This is a genomic window from Pseudomonas soli, assembly GCF_021283165.2.
Taxonomy (GTDB): Bacteria; Pseudomonadota; Gammaproteobacteria; order Pseudomonadales; family Pseudomonadaceae; genus Aquipseudomonas; species Aquipseudomonas soli.
In genome coordinates, this window is the sequence record NZ_CP128543.1 from 936,010 (window position 1) to 957,401 (window position 21,392).

The 21,392-nt window shown below is 66.6% G+C and carries 6 protein-coding genes; all 6 read left to right on the top strand.

All coding sequences use genetic code 11. The features are described 5' to 3' along the window. Positions 1-90: 90 nt before the first annotated feature. The 6 genes from LU688_RS04225 to LU688_RS04250 all read left to right on the top strand — a co-directional run bounded on the left by LU688_RS04225 (position 91) and on the right by LU688_RS04250 (position 21,197). Positions 91-1,083, top strand: a complete 993-nt coding sequence (locus LU688_RS04225; RefSeq protein ID WP_023629878.1) for an isocyanide synthase family protein — start codon at positions 91-93, stop codon at positions 1,081-1,083. A gap of 11 nt (positions 1,084-1,094) precedes the next feature. Continuing rightward, positions 1,095-1,796 (top strand): HAD family hydrolase, encoded by a 702-nt coding sequence (locus tag LU688_RS04230; protein ID WP_094010245.1) that lies wholly within the window; start codon positions 1,095-1,097, stop codon positions 1,794-1,796. Positions 1,797-1,818: 22 nt separating this feature from the next. Then, complete coding sequence (locus tag LU688_RS04235; RefSeq protein WP_160290530.1) at positions 1,819-3,579, top strand: isocyanide synthase family protein; 1,761 nt, start codon at positions 1,819-1,821, stop codon at positions 3,577-3,579. A gap of 218 nt (positions 3,580-3,797) precedes the next feature. After that, positions 3,798-5,006, top strand: a complete 1,209-nt coding sequence (alaC, locus tag LU688_RS04240; protein WP_046857052.1) for an alanine transaminase — start codon at positions 3,798-3,800, stop codon at positions 5,004-5,006. Between the two features lie 231 nt (positions 5,007-5,237). Continuing rightward, positions 5,238-5,621, top strand: coding sequence for a YkgJ family cysteine cluster protein (locus LU688_RS04245; protein ID WP_038707396.1), 384 nt, complete (start codon positions 5,238-5,240; stop codon positions 5,619-5,621). 369 nt (positions 5,622-5,990) lie between these two features. Continuing rightward, positions 5,991-21,197, top strand: coding sequence for an autotransporter-associated beta strand repeat-containing protein (locus LU688_RS04250; protein WP_269152093.1), 15,207 nt, complete (start codon positions 5,991-5,993; stop codon positions 21,195-21,197). The last annotated feature ends 195 nt before the right edge of the window (positions 21,198-21,392 follow it).

Sequence of the window (21,392 nt, forward strand, 5' to 3'; positions counted from 1 at the left end):
CCGGATGTTATGCGCCGCAGGTCAGGACGACCTGCAGGCCAGGGTAGGCCGCGATCCATTCGGATCGATCCACATGACAAGGACTGTTCCATGACCGAATCGAGCTCCGCTCCTTCGGCGTGCGCGGCTTCGCTGCGCCAACGCCATGCCTCTGCCAGCACCGCTACCGCGCTGGCCATCCTCGAATGCCTGTTTCGTCGACGCAGCCTGGCCACTGGGCAGGATGACGCGCTGGATGATGCCGTGCTCGCCCCGCACCTGCCCAAGGTGCTGCAGGCCGTCGAGCGCGGGCTGCCGGTGGAGATGGTCCTCCCGGCCTTCCCCGGCAAGTCGCCCAACCGCCAGAAGACCCTCGGCCCGCTCCCGGACCTGGCAGAGCACCATGCCATCGACGAGCTGAACCGCCTGGCTGAGGAAATCCGCGCATTGCATGCCCCCGGTGCAGTCATTCACATCTGCTCGGACGGCTATGTCTTCGCCGACCTGGTGCGGGTGCCCGATGCCCATGTCCAGGCCTACACCGACGATATCCAGCGCTATGCCGGCCAGCACTATCCCGGCCGTTTCACCTTGTTCGACCTCAAGGATGCCTATCCGCAACTGGGCTGCCTGGACTCCATGCGCGAAGAGCTGATGATCGAGCATGGCCAGTCGCTGCGCGTCCTGCAGCAGCGCTTCGAGGACGAGGAGCACATGCGGTTGATGTACTGCGGCATCCATCGTTTCCTCGCCGAGGACTACGCCGGACTGGTGGAGTTCGAAGGCATGAGCATGAACGCGGTTAAGAAGGCCGCCAAGCCCGCCTCCCAGCGGGTGATCCAGCGTAGCGAGGCCTGGAGTGCGTTGCTGCAAGCGCGCTATCCGCATTGCCTGCGCCTGTCGATCCACCCGCAGTTGGCGGTGTCGAGCAAGATCGGTATCCGCCTGGTGCCGACCAGCGACCTGTGGCGCACCCCCTGGCATTCGGTGGCGATCAAGCGTCGTGGCGTGGTGACCCTCGACCGGCGCAGCAATGTCGATGAGCGTTACAGCCGGCTGGTATTCCGCCGTGGCCGGCCTTGCCACTACGCCAGCGCGCAGTGAGGGTGGCGCCAATGGACATACGCGCGGTTCTGTTCGACCTGGACGGCACCCTGGTCGATACCCTGCCGGATATCGCCTGGTGCCTGAATCATGTGCTGAGCCTGCACGGGCTGCGCACGCTGCAGCCGGATGAGGTGCGCGGGATGATCGGCGGCGGTGTGGCGGCGATGCTCGAAAGGGCCGCCGTCGGCCTCGACGCCGAGCAACGTCAACGCCTGCATGACGACTACAGCAGCTGCTATCACGACAACCTGGTCCGGCGTTCCCGAGTCTTCCCAGGTTGTATCGGCCTGATCGAGAGGATTGCCGACAAAGGGCTGCCCATGGCTGTCGTCACCAACAAGGCCCACACCCTCGCCGAGCGTGTCGTACAAGGGCTGCTGCCCGCGCAGCGATTTGCCGCGGTGCTCGGTCATCGCCCCGGCGAGCGGCTCAAGCCGGCACCGGACATCGCGCTGCAGGCTGCCGAACGGCTGGGCATCGACCCAGGCCACTGCCTGTTTGTCGGCGATACCCCGGTCGACCTGTTGACCGCCAAGGCCGCGGGCATGCCCGCCGCCGCCGTCGGTTGGGGCTACGGCGAGTGGCAAGCGTTGCTCGAGCAGCGGCCACAGTTCCATTGCCAGCAACCCTTGCAGCTGCTCCGGGCCCTGCGCCCGGAGCAAGTGCGCCACTGTGCAAGCCAATCCGCAACGCCAATCGGTTCGCTGTAGCCGTTCTCAAGGAAGACACGACATGCAAGACAAAGACAGCTGGATGGAAGCCGTCGGCCAGGTGCTGGACGCTTACCTGCTCAAGGCCCAGGACGACCGCTTCGACCAAGCGGGCAGGGCGCACCTGGCCCACGACCTGGCGCGCTGCTTCGACAGTGGCGAGCCGCTGCGCATGGTGCTGCCGGGTTTCCCGTGCAAGTCGCCGAATGATCACGACAAGACCTTCGGCGTACTGCCCGACCATGGCGAGGTGATCGCCATCGAGCGCCTCGACCGCCTCGCCCAGGAGCTCGCCGAGCTCCACGCCCCTGGCTGCGAGATCGCGATCCTCAGCGACGGCACCACCTTCAACGATATCGTCGGCGTGCCGGACGACGTGCGCCGCGCCTACAACCAGGCGCTGCGCACCCTGTGCACCACCCATTGCATCCGCTGGGTGAGCATGGAGGACCTGTTCCCCCAGGCCAGCAGTGCCGAAGCCCTGCGTGCCACCCTGGTCAAGCAGGCCCGTCTGCCGTGGAAGAACGTCGAGGCACTGATCGAGCAGTGCCAGCACGACGAGGCCCTGGGCCGGACCCACGACAAGTTGTGCAGCCACCTCTACAACGACCTGCGCCTGTGCCGCCAGGCCGGGCAGGACGAAGACGAGCACCTGCGCCAGATCAGCTACAAGGCCTACCAGATGATGCTGCGCGGCCAGGCCTTGAATGCGGCGGTCGAGCGGTTTTTCCCCGGGCACGTGCGCCTGTCGGTGCACCAGTACGACAACGCCGGCCCCAAGTTCACCGTGGCCCTGGCCGAGGGGCTCGATCATGTAGCCAGCCCCTGGCATGCAGTGCCGGTGCGCCAGCTTGACGGTCACCAGACCCTGCGCGGCCGCGCGCAGATCGACGCCGCGCGGCATGTGCTGGTGACCTGGCAGGGGCAGCCATGGCTGTTCCATGAAACAGCGGGCGAGGCGCTCGAGGGCTTCAACTTCACATTGCAGAAGCTCCCCCTGTTCGGGTTGCTGGTCAGCGACCCGCTGGGGCTGGGTTTCCAGCGACTGTCTACCGAGACCTTGCAAGCCCTGGTGCGCAGTTTCGGTTTTGTCTGCCTCAGAGGCTGTGAATTCACCGACCAGCAGGCATTCGCCACAGACTGTGAGCGTTTCGGCACCATCTACCGTTGGTCCTTTGGCGAGGTGCATGTGGTCAAGCCGGCCGACCAGCCCCAAGGCGTGGTGCATTCGCTGGAGAAGACCCCCTTGCACTGGGACCTCAACATGCTGCCCGACAGCGATCCGCTGGTGCAGCGCGATGCCAAGTTCTGCGCCCACACCTTCATGCTGTATTGCAAGACGCCGCCGCAGCCGGGGGAAGGGCAGACCACGGTCGTCGACAGCCGCAACGCCTTGCGCAAGGTGGGCCTGCGCACCGCCCGCCAGTGGCAGGGCATCGATTTGACCTACTACACGCGCATGACCTATTTCGGCGGTTCGCCGCGCAGCTACTCGCTGGTCGACCTCGATCCGCGCAGCGGCGAGCGGGTACTGCGCTACCAGGAGGGCTGCCAGTCGTCGTTGCAGACCCTCGAACAGAAGGTGCAGGGGCATGACGAAGCCTTCCAGCAGGCATTGATCAGCCAGCTCGATGAACTGGTCTATGACCCCGAATGCCTGATTGCCCATGAGTGGCAGGCGGGTGACCTGGTGCTGATCGACAACTACCAGACCTTGCACGGGCGCCTGCCGATGAGCGCGGCCTCGGCCGCGCGCGAACTGTGGCGGGTGCAGGTCTACTGAGCCCTTTGACGGCGGTGCTTGCCGGTGTTTCGGCAAGCTCCGCCTGCTGAGGAGGGTTCTGTAATTACGATTTTTTTCAAATGAAGTGGCTGAAAAAATATAATAAAACAGGAAATTATCCTTTACTAAGTGATCATGGCGGGATTATGTTGTTTGTCGGCCGCCGCAGGCCAGCGTCGCTCGGACGGTTCCGGGCGCTTACGTCTCTCGAGGAACACATGGCCAACCCAGGTTCGCCGCGCCGCTTTGCGCGCATCGATCGTCTCCCCCCTTACGTCTTCAACATTACTGCCGAGCTCAAGATGGCCGCCCGCCGCCGTGGCGAGGACATCATTGACCTGAGCATGGGCAACCCTGATGGCGCCACGCCGCCACACATCGTCGAGAAACTGGTGCAGGTTGCCCAGCGCGAAGACACCCATGGCTATTCCACCTCCCGTGGCATCCCGCGCCTGCGCCGCGCCATCTCCAACTGGTACAAGGAACGCTACGAGGTCGACATCGACCCGGAAAGCGAAGCCATTGTCACCATTGGCTCGAAGGAAGGCCTGGCGCACCTGATGCTCGGCACCCTCGACCACGGCGACACGGTCCTGGTGCCCAACCCCAGCTACCCTATCCACATCTACGGCGCGGTGATCGCCGGCGCCCAGGTACGTTCGGTGCCGCTGGTACCGGGCGTGGACTTCTTCAACGAGCTGGAACGGGCGATCCGCGAATCGATCCCCAAGCCGAAGATGATGATCCTCGGCTTCCCGTCCAACCCCACCGCGCAGTGCGTGGAGCTGGATTTCTTCGAGCGTGTGGTGGCCCTGGCCAAGCAGTACGATGTGCTGGTGGTGCACGACCTGGCCTACGCGGACATCGTCTACGACGGCTGGAAAGCGCCGTCGATCATGCAGGTGCCGGGGGCCAAGGACATTGCGGTGGAGTTTTTCACCCTGTCCAAGAGCTACAACATGGCCGGCTGGCGGATCGGCTTCATGGTCGGCAACCCTGAGCTGGTCAGTGCCCTGGCGCGGATCAAGAGTTACCACGACTACGGCACCTTCACTCCGCTGCAGGTGGCCGCCATCGCGGCCCTGGAAGGCGACCAGCAGTGCGTGCGCGATATCGCCGAGCAGTACCGCCAGCGCCGCAACCTGCTGGTGAAGGGCCTGCACGAGCTGGGCTGGATGGTCGAGAACCCCAAGGCCTCTATGTACGTATGGGCGAAGATCCCTGAGCAGTACGCTCATCTGGGATCGCTGGAGTTTTCCAAGAAGCTGCTGGCCGAGGCCAAGGTTTGCGTGTCGCCGGGGATCGGCTTTGGTGACTACGGTGATGATCATGTGCGTTTCGCCCTGATCGAGAACCAGGACCGTATTCGCCAGGCTATTCGCGGGATCCGTCAGATGTTCCGCGCTGATGGTTTGACCAGCAAGTAAACAGGTCCGACCTCATCGCCGGCAAGCCGGCTCCCACAGGATGGCACCGGACCTTGTGGAAGCCGGCTTGCCGGCGATGGGCCGATACAGGCGATATCGATCACGACTTTCAGATCGCCGATCAGCGGCGATCTTTTTTGCATTCCCCCTCTTCTCAGCCGCCCGCGCCTGGATTACAAATAGCGCCGCGGGCGCCCGCCCCGATAACAACAACCTCCCTCCCTGGCCATCATGTCCGAACAGAACCCTTGCCTGACCTGCGGCGCCTGCTGCGGCTACTTTCGTGTGTCTTTCTTCTGGGGTGAGTGCCAGTCCGCCGGTGGCCTGGTGCCCGACGACCTGGTCGTGCAGATCAACCCGACCCGCGTCGCCATGATCGGCACCGACGCCAAGCCCTGCCGTTGCGTCAGCCTCGGTGGCGAGATCGGCACGCAGGTGGCGTGCTCCATCTACGAGAATCGCTCCAGCCCCTGCCGCGAGTTCGAGGCGTCGTGGGAAAACGGCGTGCACAATCCGAGCTGTGACGACGCTCGGGCAGCCTATGGCCTGCCACCGCTGACGCCGCCGGGCGCCAACGAGCCGCATTGGCCGGATGACGGGGCGGAGGTCGCCTGAACCTGCTCGGGTCAAGCCTGCTCCTCGCGGAGCAGGCACTACCGTTCGTCGGTTGGATCCAATGAATGCATCGCTGAAACCCGCGAAACACGTGCCGCCTCGACAAAGTATTAACACCATTTGACCGGCCCCGACGCCAAACCGCCCAGCCCTGAGCGGCTACACATTCCTTCAAAGGATATTCGTAGCCATAGATCAGGCGTTTCGGCCGTCGCGTGTGTCACTGCTCCTGCCCACCCTGCTGTACACGCTTTCAAGGACTGAATCGCCTGATCCACGAAGGAGCTTTCCGTGGACAGTCGCGCCGCCCCCCGTTCGCCCGCCCGTTTCTCCCAACTGTCGCTGGCCGTCAGCCTGGCCGTGACTGCCATGGCCTTTGGTCTGCACGGCGAACAGGCGCTGGCCGCCTGCAGCCTGGCCGGTTCCACGGTGACCTGCAGCGGCGCGGCCAACCCGCTCGCGCCGAGCTATTCCAACAGTGGCAACGGCCTGACCGTCAACGTCAACACCGGTGCCTCGCTGGGCGTGCTGCTGGGCGTGGGCGGCACCGCGCTGTCGCTCACCGGCAACAACATCACGTTGAACAACTCCGGTACCGTCAACCCGTCGTTGCTGGGGATCCTTAGCATCCAGTCCACTGGCGCCGTGATCGGCAACACCAGCACTGCCAGTACCATCAACATCACCAACAATGCCACGGGTGTGATTCGAGGAACCGGGGCGGTGCTGGGCGCGAGCCTGTTGAACCTTACCGGCATGGCAATGGACGTGCGTAACGCTGCCGGAGGTGTCACTACCATCAACAACGCAGGCAGCATCGGCTCCACGGCATTGGCCAGCCTGACGATCATCAGCGAGGACACCCCGGTCATCGCCGTGAGCGGTGGCGGGTCGGTGGACTTCACCAACACCGGCACCGTGCTGGGTCGTACAGCATTTCAGGCGTCGGCAGGCGGCAACACCTTCACCAACGCCGGGAGCCTGACCGGCAGCCTGTCCATGGGCGCGGGCAGTACCAACCGCTTCAACGCCATCACCGGCTCCAGCCTCAGCGCGGGAGCCGGTGTCGGTGTTTCGCTGCTGGTCACCAGTAACCCCAACCTGGCCTTCGCGCCTGCAGGGGTGGTCGACGGCGGTGCCGGCGGCACCAATACCCTGGCGCTGCAGAACGCCATCGGTGGCGGCAGCGGCACCAGCGGCAGCGGCACCATCAACGCCTCGAACTACATCAACTTCAACCGCCTGATCGTCGACAGCGGTACCTGGTCGCTGATCGGGCAATTGCTCAACGGCACCACCCAGACCACCCTCAACGGTGGCTTGCTCAACTTCGACAACGCCAGCGCCTTCGGTACCGGTGGCATCACGGTGAACGGCGGTGGTCTCGCGGGCACGGTGGCAGGCCTGGGCCTTAATAACGCGCTGACCTTGAATGCCGGCCTGAACGTGGGTGGCGCCACCGACATGGCCCTCAATGGCGTGGTTTCGGGTGTTGGCGGCTTGACCAAGACCGGTGCCGGGCTGCTCACCCTTGGCGCCAGCAACACCTACAGTGGCGGTACCACCCTGGCCGCCGGGGGCCTCAACCTGACCAGCGCCACGGCGCTCGGCACAGGCGGGCTGACCGTCAGTGGCGCCGGCAGCCTGCAAGGCAGCGTGCCGCTGGTGTTGAACAACGCGGTGGCGCTGAACGCAGCCTTGACGCTGCCCGGCAGCAACGCACTGACCCTTGGCGGCGTACTCAGCGGCACCGGCTCACTGGTCAAGAGCGGCACCGGCAGCCTGACGCTCAATGGCCTCAATACCTTCAGTGGCGGCACCTCCCTGGCCGGCGGAACGCTTACCTTGGGTAGCGACACGGCGTTGGGCAGCGGCGCCCTGACGGTGACCGCCAGCAGCACCCTGGACAGTGCCTCGGCGCTCAACCTTGGCAACGCAATCGCCCTGAGCGCAGGCACGCTCACCCTCGCTGGCAACAATGCCACCACCTTGGGTGGCATCATCAGCGGTACCGGTGCGCTGGCTAAGGCGGGCGCAGCCGACCTCACCCTCAACGGCATAAATACCTACAGCGGCGGTACCAGCCTGGCGGGTGGCAAGCTTACCGTCGGCAACGGCAGTGCGCTGGGCACTGGCGCGCTGACCTTGGGGGGTAACGCCAGCCTTGATGCCAGCAGCGCGGTAAGCCTGGGCAACGCCATCAGCCTTGGCGCCAACACTCTGAACCTGCTCGGCACCAGTGCCACCACCCTGGGTGGCGTGATCAGCGGTACCGGTTCGCTGGTCAAGAGCGGGGCAGGGGACCTGGCGCTGAACGGCAACAACACCTTCAGTGGCGGCCTCACCCTCAACGCCAGCAAGCTCACCGTCGGCAACAGCAACGCCCTGGGCACCGGCGCCCTTACCCTTGGCGGCAACGCCAGCCTGGACGCCAGCACGGCGGTGAGCCTGGGCAACGCCGTCAACCTCGGCGCCAATACCCTGAACCTGTTGGGCACCAGCAGCACCACGCTGGGCGGCGTGATCAGCGGTACCGGCGCGCTGGTCAAGAACGGCAGCGCCGGGTTGACCCTGAACGGCAGCAACACCTTCAGCGGCGGCACGACCCTCAACAGCGGTGTTCTCACCGTGGGCAACAACAACGCCCTGGGCACCGGCGGCCTCACCTTGGGCGGCAACGCCAGCCTCGACGCGGGCGTGGCGGTGAACCTGGGCAACGCCATCGACCTGGCCGGCAACACCCTGACGTTGCCTGGCACCAGCGCAACCACCCTGGGTGGTGTGATCAGCGGCACCGGCGCGCTGGTCAAGAACGGCAGCACCAACCTGACCCTGGGCGGCGCCAACACCTTCAGCGGTGGCCTCACCCTCAACGCTGGCACCCTGACCCTGGCCAGTGCCACGGCGCTGGGTACCGGCGCCCTGACCGTGGGCGGTGCATCGACATTGGCCAACACGGCGGCGCTGACCCTGGGCAACGCGGTCAACCTGGGCGGCAACCTGACCCTGACAGGCGCCAACAACCTCAACCTGGCCGGGACCCTCAGCGGCACCGGCGGCCTGGTCAAGAACGGTAGCGCCAGCCTGACCCTCAGTGGCAACAACACCCACAGTGGCGCCACCACGCTCAACGCCGGCACCCTGGTGCTGGGCAGCAACACCGCGCTGGGCACCGGCGTGCTCAACGCCGCGGCCAACACCAGCCTGGACACCAGCGTCGCCGGGCTGAACATCGGCAACGGCCTGAACCTGGCCGGTAACCTCAACCTGCCCGGCAGCAACGACCTGACCCTGAGCGGCGTCATCGCCGGCAGCGGCGGCCTGACCAAGGCCGGCAACACCACGCTGACCCTGAGCGGCGCCAATACCAACAGCGGCTCCACCTTCCTCAACGGCGGCACCCTGGTGGTCGGCAACAACACGGCGCTCGGTACCGGCATCCTCAACACCGCCGTGGGAACGCACCTGGACGCCAGCACCGCGGTCAGCCTGGCCAACGACGTCATTGCCGCCGGCCCCCTGACCATCGACGGCACTGCCAACCTCGGGCTGAGCGGGGTGATCAGCGGCATCGGCTCGCTGGTCAAGAACGGCAACGCCAGCCTGGCCCTGAGTGGCAGCAACACCTTCACCAACGGCACCCAGCTCAATGCCGGTACCTTGATTCTCGGCAGCAACACCGCACTGGGCATCGGCGGACTGACCCTGGGCGGCAACGCCAACCTGGACACCAGTACCGCCGTCTCGGCGACCAACAGCATCAGCCTGGGCGGCAACACCTTGACCGTGCTGGGCAGCAACGCCACCACCCTGACCGGGCAGATCAGCGGCACCGGCGCCCTGGTCAAGAGCGGCAGTGCCGGCCTGACGCTCAATGGCAACAATACCTTCAGTGGCGGCACCACCCTGAACGCGGGGCTGCTGACCCTGGGCAACAGCAATGCCCTCGGCACTGGCGGCCTGACCCTGGGCGGCAATGCCAGCCTCGACGGCAGCGGCACCCTGAACCTGGGCAACGCCATCAACCTGGCCGGCAATACCCTGACCCTGCCAGGCAGCAACACCACCACCCTGGGCGGGGTGATCAGCGGCACCGGCGCATTGGTCAAGAACGGCGCCACCAACCTGACCCTGAGCGGTGCCAATACCTTCAGCGGCGGCCTCACGCTCAATGCCGGTACCTTGACCCTGGCCAGCGCCGCCGCGTTAGGAACCGGCGCGTTGACGGTCGGTGGCGCGGCGACCCTGGCCAACTCGACGGCGATGACCCTGAACAACGCCGTCAACCTCGGCGCCAACCTGACCTTGCCGACCACCAGCAACCTCACCCTGGCCGGCACGCTCAGCGGCGCTGGCGGCCTGGTCAAGAACGGCAGCGCCACCTTGACCCTGAGCGGCAACAACACTCACAGCGGCGCCACCACCTTCAACGCCGGCACACTGGTGGTCGGCAGCAACACGGCGCTGGGCACCGGCGCGCTCAACGCCGCCAACAACACCACGCTGGACACCAGTGCGGCCGGGCTGAACCTTGGCAACGCACTCAACCTGGCGGGCAACTTCATCCTGCCCGGCAGCAACGATTTGACCCTGAGCGGCGTCATCGCTGGTGCCGGCGGCATCACCAAGAATGGCGGCACCACCCTGACCCTGACCGGCAACAACAGCAACAGCGGCATCACCCGCCTGAACGCCGGTACCCTGGTGGTCGGCAGCAACACCGCGCTGGGTACCGGTACCCTCAATACCCTGGCCGGTACCCACCTGGATGCCAATACGGCGGTGAGCCTGGCCAACGATGTGAACATCGCCGGCCCGTTGACCATCGATGGCAGCGCCGACCTGGGCCTGAGCGGCGTGGTCAGCGGCATCGGTTCGCTGGTCAAGAATGGCAACGCCAACCTGACCCTGAGCGGCAACAACCTCTACACCAACGGCACCCAGCTCAATGCCGGCACCCTGACCCTGGGCAGCAACACCGCGCTGGGTATCGGCGCCCTGACCGTGGGCGGCAACGCCAATCTCGACGCCAGCACCGCCGTTGCCGTGACCAACGGCATCAACCTCGGCGCCAATACCCTGACCGTGCTGGGCAGCAACGCCACCACCCTCGGCGGTCTCATCAGCGGCAGCGGTGCGCTGGTCAAGAACGGCAGCGCCGTGCTGACCCTCAACGGCAACAACACCTACAGCGGCGGCACCACCCTCAATGCCGGCACCCTGGTCCTGGGCAACAACAACGCCATCGGCGTCGGCGCCCTGAGCGTGGGCGGCAATGCCAGCCTCGACTCCAGCGCCACCCTCAACCTCGGCAACGCCATCGCCCTTGGCAACGGCGCTACCCTGAGTCTGCCAGGCAACAACACCACGACCTTGGGCGGCGTGATCAGCGGTGCCGGGGCCTTGACCAAGGACGGCAGCAGCAATCTGACCCTGAGCGGCGCCAACACCTTCAGCGGTGGCCTGAACCTCAATGCCGGCACCCTGACCTTGGCCAACGCCGCGGCGCTGGGCACCGGGGCATTGAACGTCGGCGGTGCCTCGACGCTGGCCAACAGCGTGGCGATGACCCTGGGCAACGACGTCAACCTCGGTGCCAACCTGACCCTCGGCGGCAGCAACAACCTGACCCTTGGCGGCGTGCTCGGCGGTACCGGCGGGTTGATCAAGAATGGTGTGTCCGACCTGACGCTTACCGGCAACAACACCTTCAGCGGCGCCATCGACCTGCTTGGCGGCAGCATCACCACGGTCGGCAACACGGCCCTGGGCAATACCTCGGCGGTCAGCGTCGGCGCCGGCACCAGCCTCAATCTCGGCGCCAGCGCCACCATCGGTGGCCTGAGCGGTGCCGGCACGGTGAACATCGCCGGCGGCGGCGACCTGACCCTGGGCGGCAACAACCTCAACAGCGTGTTCAGCGGTGCCCTGGCCGGCAGTGGCGGGCTGATCAAGACCGGTACCGGCAGCTTCGAGCTGTCCGGCGTCAACGTGCTCGGCGGCAATACCACGGTCAATGCCGGCCTGCTCAACGTCACCGGCTCGCTGGCCAGCCCCAGCGTCCAGGTCAACAGCGGCGCCAGCCTCGGGGGCACCGGCAGCCTGCTCGGCGCAGTCGACATTGCCAATGGTGCGCACCTGCTGGCCAACAGCGGCGCGACCCTCAGCACCGGTGCGCTGACCCTGCACAGCGGCTCGATCCTCGATTTCGGCCTGGCATCGCCGGCCACCGGCGGCACCGCAGTGGTCAGCGTCAATGGCAACCTGACCCTGGACGGTACCCTCAACGTCACCGACCTCGGCGGCTTCGGTACCGGTATCTATCGGCTGTTCGACTATACCGGCGCGCTGGTCGACAACGGCCTGCTGATCGGCAACGTGCCGGGCGTCATGTTGCCCGGCGACCTTCAGGTGCAGACGTCCATTGGCAGTCAGATCAACCTGCTGGTCGGCGGCGCCAGCGGCACCGTGCAGTTCTGGGATGGCGCGCAAAGCGTGCCCAATGGCGTGATCGACGGCGGTACCGGTACCTGGAACGGTGGCAACACCAACTGGACCGATGTCAACGGCGTGCTCAATGGCAGCTGGGCCAGCGACTTCGCGGTATTCCAGGGCACCGCAGGCGATGTCACCGTGGTCGGCACCCAGGCCGCCACCGGCCTGCAGTTCGTCACCAACGGCTATCGCCTGATCGGCACTGGTGGCCTGGACCTGGTCAACGGCAGCAACGGCGCCTTCGCCTTGCGCGTCGACCCAGGCGTCACCGCGACCCTCAACGTCGGCCTCTCTGGCAGCGGTCAACTGGCCAAGCTCGACAGCGGCACGCTGGTGCTCAATGGCGCCAACAGCTATACCGGTGGCACCCTGTTCAATGGCGGCACAGTGGTGGTCGGCAACAACACTGCCTTCGGTACCGGCACGGTCAGCACCGCCAACGGCACTACCCTGGACAGCAACACGGCCGTCACCCTCGGCAACGCCTTCAGCCTCAGCGGTGCCCTGACCGTCGCCGGTTCCGCCGATCTGGGCCTGTCCGGTGTGGTCTCGGGGGTTGGCAGCCTGATCAAGAACGGCGGCGCCAACCTGACCCTGGGCAATGCCAACACCTACAGCGGCGGCACCAGCCTGGGTGCCGGTACCCTGACCCTGGGCAACGCCCAGGCCCTGGGCACTGGCGGCCTCACCGTGACCGGCGCCGCCAGCCTGGCCACCACCGGCAACCTGGCGCTGGGCAATACCATCGCCCTGAACGCCAACCTCACCCTGCCGGGGAGCAACGACCTTACCCTCAACGGTGCGCTCAGCGGCACCGGTGGCCTGATCAAGGGCGGTGCCGGCACGCTCACCCTCAACGGCAGCAACAGCCAGCAGGGCATTACCAGCCTGAACGGCGGCACCCTTGTGGTCGGCAGCAACACGGCGCTGGGCACGGGTGCCCTGAACGCAGCCGGTGGCACCACCCTGAGCAGCAATGCCAGCGTGACCTTGGCCAACCTGATCAACCTGGCCGGTAACCTGACCATCGCCGGGGCGCAGAACCTGACCTTGGGCGGCAACGTCACCGGCGTCGGCGGTTTGACCAAGACCGGCAGCGGCACCCTGACCCTGAACGGCACCAATGGCAATCTGGGCAACACCAATCTCAATGCCGGCACCCTGGTGCTCGGCAGCGCCAGCGCCCTCGGCCTCGGCCAGCTCAACGCGGCTGCCGGGACCACGCTGGACAGCGCCTCGGTGATCACTATCGGCAACACCGTCAACCTGGCGGGCAACCTCACCATCGCCGGCAGCAACGACCTGGGCCTGGGCGGGCTGGTCACGGGGGCCGGCAGCCTGACCAAGAACGGTGCCGGCAACCTCACACTCAGTGGCGCCAACACCTTGATTGGCGGCGTGACCCTCAATGCCGGCACGCTCACCCTGGGCAACAACCAGGCCCTGGGTACCGGCAACCTTGTCGTCGGCGGCGCCAGCAACCTGGCCACCACGGGTGCCTTGACCCTGGCCAACCAGGTGGCGCTGAACGACACCCTGAGCCTGACCGGCACCAACGACCTGACATTGAACGGCGTGATCAGCGGTACCGGCGGCCTGACCAAGACCGGTACCGGCAACCTGACCCTCGGCGCCGCCAACACCTATCAAGGCAGTACCACGCTTGGCGCTGGCACCCTGACCCTGGGCAACAACAGCGCGCTGGGCACGGGCAACCTGTCGGTGACCGGCAACAGCACCCTGGCCACCACCGGGGCGCTGCAACTGGCCAATGCCATCGGCATCGGCGCTACCACTACCCTGAGTATCAACAATGCCCAGGCCCTGACCCTAGATGGTGTGATCAGCGGTGCCGGGACGCTGAACAAGCTGGGCGCCGGGCAACTGGTACTCAATGGCAGCAACACCTACGCCGGCGGCACCTCGCTGCAGGCCGGCAGCCTGCTGCTGGGCAATGCTGGCGCCTTGGGCAGCGGCGCCCTGACCGTCAACGGCGCGGCTGGCCTCGACGCCAGCCAGGCGCTGGTACTGGCCAATGCCGTCAACCTCGCCGGTGGCAACCTGACCCTCGGCGGCAGCCAGGCGCTGACCCTCGGCGGTGTGGTCTCCGGCAACAATGGCCTGGTCAAGAACGGCGCCGCCAGCCTGACCCTCAACGGCAACAACACCTACAGCGGCGGCACCACCCTCAACGCCGGCACCTTGGTGGTCGGCAGCAACACCGCGCTGGGTAGCGGCGATCTCAGCACCGGCGCCAACACCAGCCTCGATGCCGGCAGTGCGGGCGCTACCCTGGCCAACAACGTGCACCTGGGCGGCACCCTCAACCTGCCCGGCAGCGCCGACCTGACCCTCACCGGCGTGGTGGATGGCGTCGGCGGCCTGAGCAAGGCCGGTGCCAGCACCCTGACCCTCAATGGTGCCAACAGCTACCTGGGCGGCACCACCCTCGGTGCCGGCCGGCTGGTGGTCGGCAACGACAACGCGCTGGGGCAGGGCGCCCTGACCGTCGTCGGGGCCTCGTCCCTCAGCAGCGGCGCCAGCACCACGCTGGCCAACAACGTCACCCTCAACGCTGGCCTGACAGTCGATGGCAGCAACGACCTGACCCTAAACGGCGTGATCAACGGCACGGCAGGCCTGACCAAGAACGGCAGCGGCAACCTGACCCTCAATGGCAACAACGGCTACCAGGGCGGCACCCAGCTCAACGCCGGGCGCCTGACCCTGGGCAGCAGCGGCGCACTGGGTACCGGCACCCTGGCGGTCACCGCCGATGCCACCCTGGCCAACAGCTCACCCATGGCCCTGGGCAACACCATCGCCCTGAGCAACGGCGCCAACCTGACTGTCGAAACCGCCAATGCGCTGATCCTCAGCGGCGACCTTGGCGGCAGTGGCAACCTGGTCAAGACCGGCGTCGACGACCTCACCCTGGTCGGCGTCAAGACCTTCACCGGCAACGTCGATATCCAGGCGGGCTCCCTTACCACCCTCGGCAGCGGTGTGCTGGCCAACGTCGACACCCTCGACGTCGGCGCCAGCGGCCAGCTCAACCTCAACGGCAACGCCAGCCTCGGCAGCCTGACCGGTAGCGGCCTGGTCGATGTCGGCGTCGGCAGCGTGCTGAGCCTGGGCGGCAACAACCTCAGCAGCACCTTCGCCGGTGGTCTCAACGGCCTGGGCGGCCTGACCAAGGTCGGCAGCGGCACCCTGACCCTGACCGGCACCAGCAACCTGGCCGACAACACGCAGGTCAACGCCGGTACCTTGAAAGTCGACGGCACCTTGGGCAGCAACCTGCTGACCGTGGCCAGCGGTGCGACCCTCACCGGCAGCGGCACCGCCAATGCCTCGGTGGTGATCGACAACGGTGGCCACCTGGCCGGGCAGAGCGGCGCGACCCTGGGCCTCGGCAGCCTGGTGCTCAACAGCGGTTCGATCGTCGATATCGGCCTCGGCTCGCCGTCCACTGGCGGCACCGCGCTGTTCAACGTCGGTGGCAACCTGACCCTCGACGGCACGCTCAACGTGAGCAGCATCGGCGGCTTCGGCAACGGTGTGTACCGCGTCTTCGACTACGCCGGCGCCCTCACCGACAACGGTCTGGACTTCGGCAGCCTGCCGCTGGGGGTGGGCCTGGGTGACGTGACCTTGCAGACCGCCCTGGCCAACCAGGTCAACCTGCTGGTCAGCGCCGCGGGGCTCAATATCCAGTTCTGGGATGGCAGCCAGAACGTGGCCAACGGTCAGGTCGACGGCGGTGCCGGCGTGTGGAACGCCGGCAATACCAACTGGACCGACCTCAACGGCCTGACCAACACCACCTGGGGCAGCACCTTCGCGGTGTTCCAGGGCACCGCCGGCGATGTCACCGTTGACGGCAGCCAGACGGTCAATGGCCTGCAGTTCGTCAGCGATGGCTACCGCCTGCTGGCCGGCACCGCCGGTGCGCTCGACCTGATCAACGGCACCAGTGGCGACACCAGCGTGCGGGTCGATCCGGGCGCCACGGCGACCCTCGATGTCGGCCTGACCGGCGTCGGCAAGCTCAACAAGCTCGACAGCGGTACCCTGGTGCTCAACGGCAGCAACAGCTACAGCGGCGGTACCGTGCTCAGTGGCGGCACTTTGATCGTCGGCAGCAACACGGCCCTGGGCAGCGGCGCGCTTGAAACCGCGGCGGGTACCACCCTCGACAGCAATGCTTCGGTCGCACTGGGCAATGCCATCACCCTGGCGGGGCCGCTGAACATCGCTGGCAGCAATGACCTGGCGCTGGGGGGCAACATCGGCGGTGCCGGTGGACTGGTCAAGGCTGGCAGCGCCCGGCTGGCGCTGGCTGGCAACAACACCTATGCCGGCAACACCGCGCTCAACGGCGGCACCCTGATGCTGGGCTCCAATACCGCGCTGGGCAGCGGCAGCCTGAACACCGTGGCCGGCACCAGCCTGGACAGCAGCCAGGCCGTGACCTTGGCCAACAACGTCAACGCCACCGGCGACCTGACGATCCTGGGCAGCAACGACCTGACCCTCGGCGGTACCGTCGGCGGCAGCGGCCGCCTGCTCAAGGCCGGCCTCGCCCGCTTCGCGCTGATGGGCGCCAACACCTACAGCGGTGGTACCGAGCTGCAGGCCGGCACCTTGGTGGTGGGCAACGATGCGGCCCTTGGCAGCGGCGGGCTGGATGTCACCGGTAATGCCAGTCTCGACAGCGCCAGTGCCGTAACCCTGGCCAATCCGGTCAACGTGGGGGGCGTGCTCAACGTGTTGGGCAGCAACGATTTGCACCTGGCCGGCGTGCTCAGCGGTGCCGGTACCTTGAACAAGAGCGGCCTGGCTGACCTGACGCTGTCGGGCAACAACACCTTCAGCGGCATCCTCAATATCCTGTCCGGCAGCCTGAGCACCATCGGCACCACCGCCCTGGGCACCCAGAGCGAGCTGAATGTCAGCAGTGGCGCCAGCCTCAACCTCGACGGCAACACCACATTGGGTGATATCGGAGGCACCGGTGCGATCGCCATCGCCGCCGGCAACAGCCTGAGCGTCGAGGGCGGCACCTTCGATGGCAATATCGGTGGGACCGGCACCCTGAACAAACTCGGCGCCGGCACCCTGGCGCTGCGCAGCGCCAACAGCCACACCGGCAATACCAACGTGCAAGGCGGCGGGCTGAAGGTGGATGGGTCCCTGGCCAGCGGCACGGTCAACGTCGCCAGTGGCGCCACCCTCAGCGGCGCCGGCAGCCTCGGTGGTTCGGTGACCGTGGCCAATGGCGGCAACCTGGCGGCCATCGGTGGCAGCACCCTGAATGCCGGCAACCTGGTGCTCGACAGCGGCGCCAACTTCAACGCTTCGCTGGGCGCGCCGTCGGCTGGCGGCACACCGCTGGTCAACGTGGCCAACGACCTGACCCTGGGCGGTACCCTCAATGTCACCGACATCGGCGGCTTCGGCGCCGGCGTGTACCGCCTGTTCGCCTACGGCGGCAGCCTCACCAACAACGGCATGAGCTTCGGCACCACGCCGGTGCCGGTCACCGACCTGACGGTGCAGACCGCCGTGGCCAACCAGGTCAACCTGGTGGTCGGTGGCGCCAGCAACGTGTTGTTCTGGGACGGCAGCCAGACCGTGGCCAACGGTGTGATCGAGGGCGGCAGCGGCGTCTGGGGTGCCACCAACACCAACTGGACCGACGCCAACGGCGTGCTCAACGGCACCTGGAACGATACCTTCGCCGTGTTCCAGGGCGCCCCCGGCACCGTCACCGTGAACGGCAGCCACAGCATCACCGGCCTGCAGTTCGTCACCGACGGCTATGTGCTCAATGCGGGGACGGCCGGTGAACTGCTGGGCAACGGCACCACCAACCTGCGGGTCGACAGCGGCGTCACCGCCACCCTCAACGTCGCCCTCAACGGGACCGGCAGCGTTGCCAAGCAAGACGGCGGCACCCTGGTGCTCAACGCTGCCAATGGCTACAGCGGCGGTACCGCCCTCAACGGCGGCACCTTGGTGCTAGGCAACAATAGCGCGCTGGGCAGTGGCGCCCTGACGGCCGCGGGCGGCACCACGCTGGACAGCAACACCGCCGTGACCCTGGCCAACAATGCCGTGCTCAACGGCGCCCTGGCCATCGCCGGCAGCAACGCCCTGACCCTCAACGGGGTGGTCAGCGGCACCGGTGGGCTGATCAAGAATGGCGCTGGCCTGCTGACCCTGAACGGTGCCAACACCTACAGCGGCGGGACCCAGATCAACGCAGGCGGCGTGGTGGGCAATACCACCAGCCTGCAAGGCGCGATCCTCAACAACGCGGCCCTGACCTTCGAGCAGAACGCCAATGGCAGCTACACAGGCAACCTCACCGGTACTGGCACGCTGACCAAGAACGGCACCGGCGAACTGCTGCTGACCGGCATAAATGGCCTGACCGGCGCGACCCAGGTCAACGCCGGCAGCCTGCTGGTCAATGGCCGCCTCGACAGTGCCAGCGTGCAGGTCGCCACCGGCGCCCGCCTGGGCGGCAGCGGTACCTACGGCGGCGCGGTGCAGATCGCCAATGGCGCCACCCTTGCCGCCGGCCAGAGCGCAACGCCGCTCACTGTCGGCAGCCTCGACCTGGCGTCGGGCAGCGCCCTGGACTTCAGCCTCGGCGCCCCGGCGGCCTCCACCACCGTGGTCAAGGTCAACGGCAACCTGGTGCTGGACGGCACGCTGAACATCACCAATGCCGGTGGCTTTGGCACCGGTGTCTACCAACTGTTCAGCTACGGCGGCACGCTCACCGACAACGGCCTGGTGTTCGGTGCGATTCCGGGCAGCGTGGTGCTGGGTGACCTGACCCTGCAGACCGCCATCGCCAACCAGATCAACCTGGTGGTGCAGAACTACGGCGAAGAGCTGCAGTTCTGGAATGGCGGCAAGACCAACCCCGATGGCAGCATCGGCGGCGGCAGTGGTACCTGGGGGCCGAACACCGGTTGGACCAACGCCAGCGGCACCAGCAATGAAGGTTGGAGCGGTGGCTACGCGGTCTTCGGCGGTACTCCGGGCACCGTCACCGTGGTGGGCAACCAGTCGTTCGAGGGCTTGCAGTTCCTCAGCAACGGCTACCAGGTCGTTCCGGGCGCTGGGGGTAGCCTGACGCCGGTCAATGGTGCCGACGGCAGCCTGGCGCCAGTACGTGTCAACGCAGGCGGCACCGCCACCGTCAGCGCACCTCTGGTCGGTACCGGCGGCATCGAGAAACTCGACGCTGGCACTCTGATCCTCTCGGGCGCCAACACCTACAGCGGTGGCACCACCGTCAGTGGCGGTACCCTGGTCGGCAACACCACCAGCTTGCAGGGCAACATTCTCAACAACGCCAACCTGGTCTTCGCCCAAGGCAGCAATGGCACCTTCAGTGGCACTCTCAGCGGTACCGGCACCACCACCAAGCAGGGCGGCGGTACCTTGCTGCTGACTGGCAACCAGCCGTTCAGTGGCGCCTTCAATGTCAACCAAGGCGTGTTGCAGGTGGGCGATGCGGCCAATCCGGGCAGCAACCTCGCAGCCCAGGTCACAGTGGCCAATGGCGCCGCACTGACCGGCAATGGCACCGTCGCCGGCCTCACCAACAATGGCACCGTGCTGCCAGGGCCTGCCGGTAACCTGAACGTGTCGGGCAACTTCACCAACGGCGCCACCGGCACCCTGGTGATCGACCTCGGCACCTCGCCGGTGAACTACCTGAATGTGGGCGGCACCGCCAACCTCGGCGGCAGCCTGATGGTCGCCAACCTGGCCAGCGGCAACGGCCAGTACACCGTGGTCAGCGCCGCGGGCGGGGTGAACGGCACCTTCGCCACCACCAACCTGGCCAACTCGGCGTTCCTCAACAGCTCGCTGGACTACGGCGCCAACCAGGTGACCCTGTCGGTCAGCCGCAACGGCAACTCCTTCGCCGATGTCGCCGCCACTGGCAACCAGCGTGGCGTGGCCACCGCGCTGGCCAGTGCCGGGGCGCCGGCCGAACTGGTCAACAACCTGCTGCCGCTGGACCGCCAGGGCGCCCAGGCCGCGTTTGACAGCCTGTCCGGCGAGATCCACGCCAGCACCGCGACCGTGCTGATCGAGGACTCGCGCTACGTCCGCGACGCGGTCAATGACCGCCTGCGCCAGGCCGACTGCACCAACCAGGACGACCCGCGTCGCACCCTGGCGCCGACCGCCAACCAGCAACTGACCAGCGAAGGCTGCCAGGGCCAGGCCGTGGGCTGGATCCGCGCCATCGGCGGCTGGGGCACCTATGACGGCAGCAGCAGCCATGCCAGCGTCGACCGCGACCTGTCGGGCTTCATGCTCGGTGTCGACCGCGCGCTGGACGATGAGTGGAAAGTCGGCGCCGCCGCCGGCTACACCCGTTCGAGCATTGATGCGCACCGTCGCCGCTCCGACGCCACGGTGGACAGCTACCACCTGACCACCTACCTCGGCTACCAGCTCGATGCCTTCGCCGCTCGCTTGGGTGTGGCCTACAGCTGGCACGACATCGACACCAAGCGCGATGTCAGCGTGGGCAGCTATGACGACCGTCTCAAGGCCAAGTACAAGGCGCGCAGCGCCCAGGTGTTCGGTGAGGTGGGTTACGCCATAGATGCCGGCGGCATTGCCCTGGAGCCGTTCGCCGGGCTGGCGTATGTCAACTACGACAGCGATACCGCCCATGAGAAGGGTGGGGCAGGGCGGCTGGAGGGCAAGGTCGACCAGGATGTGACCTTCTCCACCCTGGGCGTGCGGGCTGGCAAGCGCATCCTGCTCGACAACGGCAGCACTATCACGCCGCGGTTGTCGGTGGGCTGGCGCCATGCCTTCGGTGACGACAAGCCCGATGCCGATCTGCGCTTCATCGGTGGTGGCGACGGTTTCAGCACCGAGGGTGTGCCGATTGCCAAGGACGCGGCGGTGGTCGAGGCCGGGGTGGACCTGTCGGTGGGCGCGAGCGGCAAGCTCGGGGTCGGGTACTCCGGGCAGCTGTCCAGCGAGAACCGCGACCATGGCGTGGTGGTGAGCTTCAGCATGGGGTTCTGAGGTAGCTTGCAGGGGCCGTCGTGTGGCCCATCGCGGGGCAAGCCCGCTGTCACGAGATTTGGCGTGTCTCTCGTGGCAGCGGGCTTGCCCCGCGATACGTTTCTGCATGCGTAAGATTTTTCCGAAATTGAAACCAAATCCTTCAGCCAGCCAGCGCTTCGGACCTATCCTACCCGCCTGCCGGAAGGCTCTGAA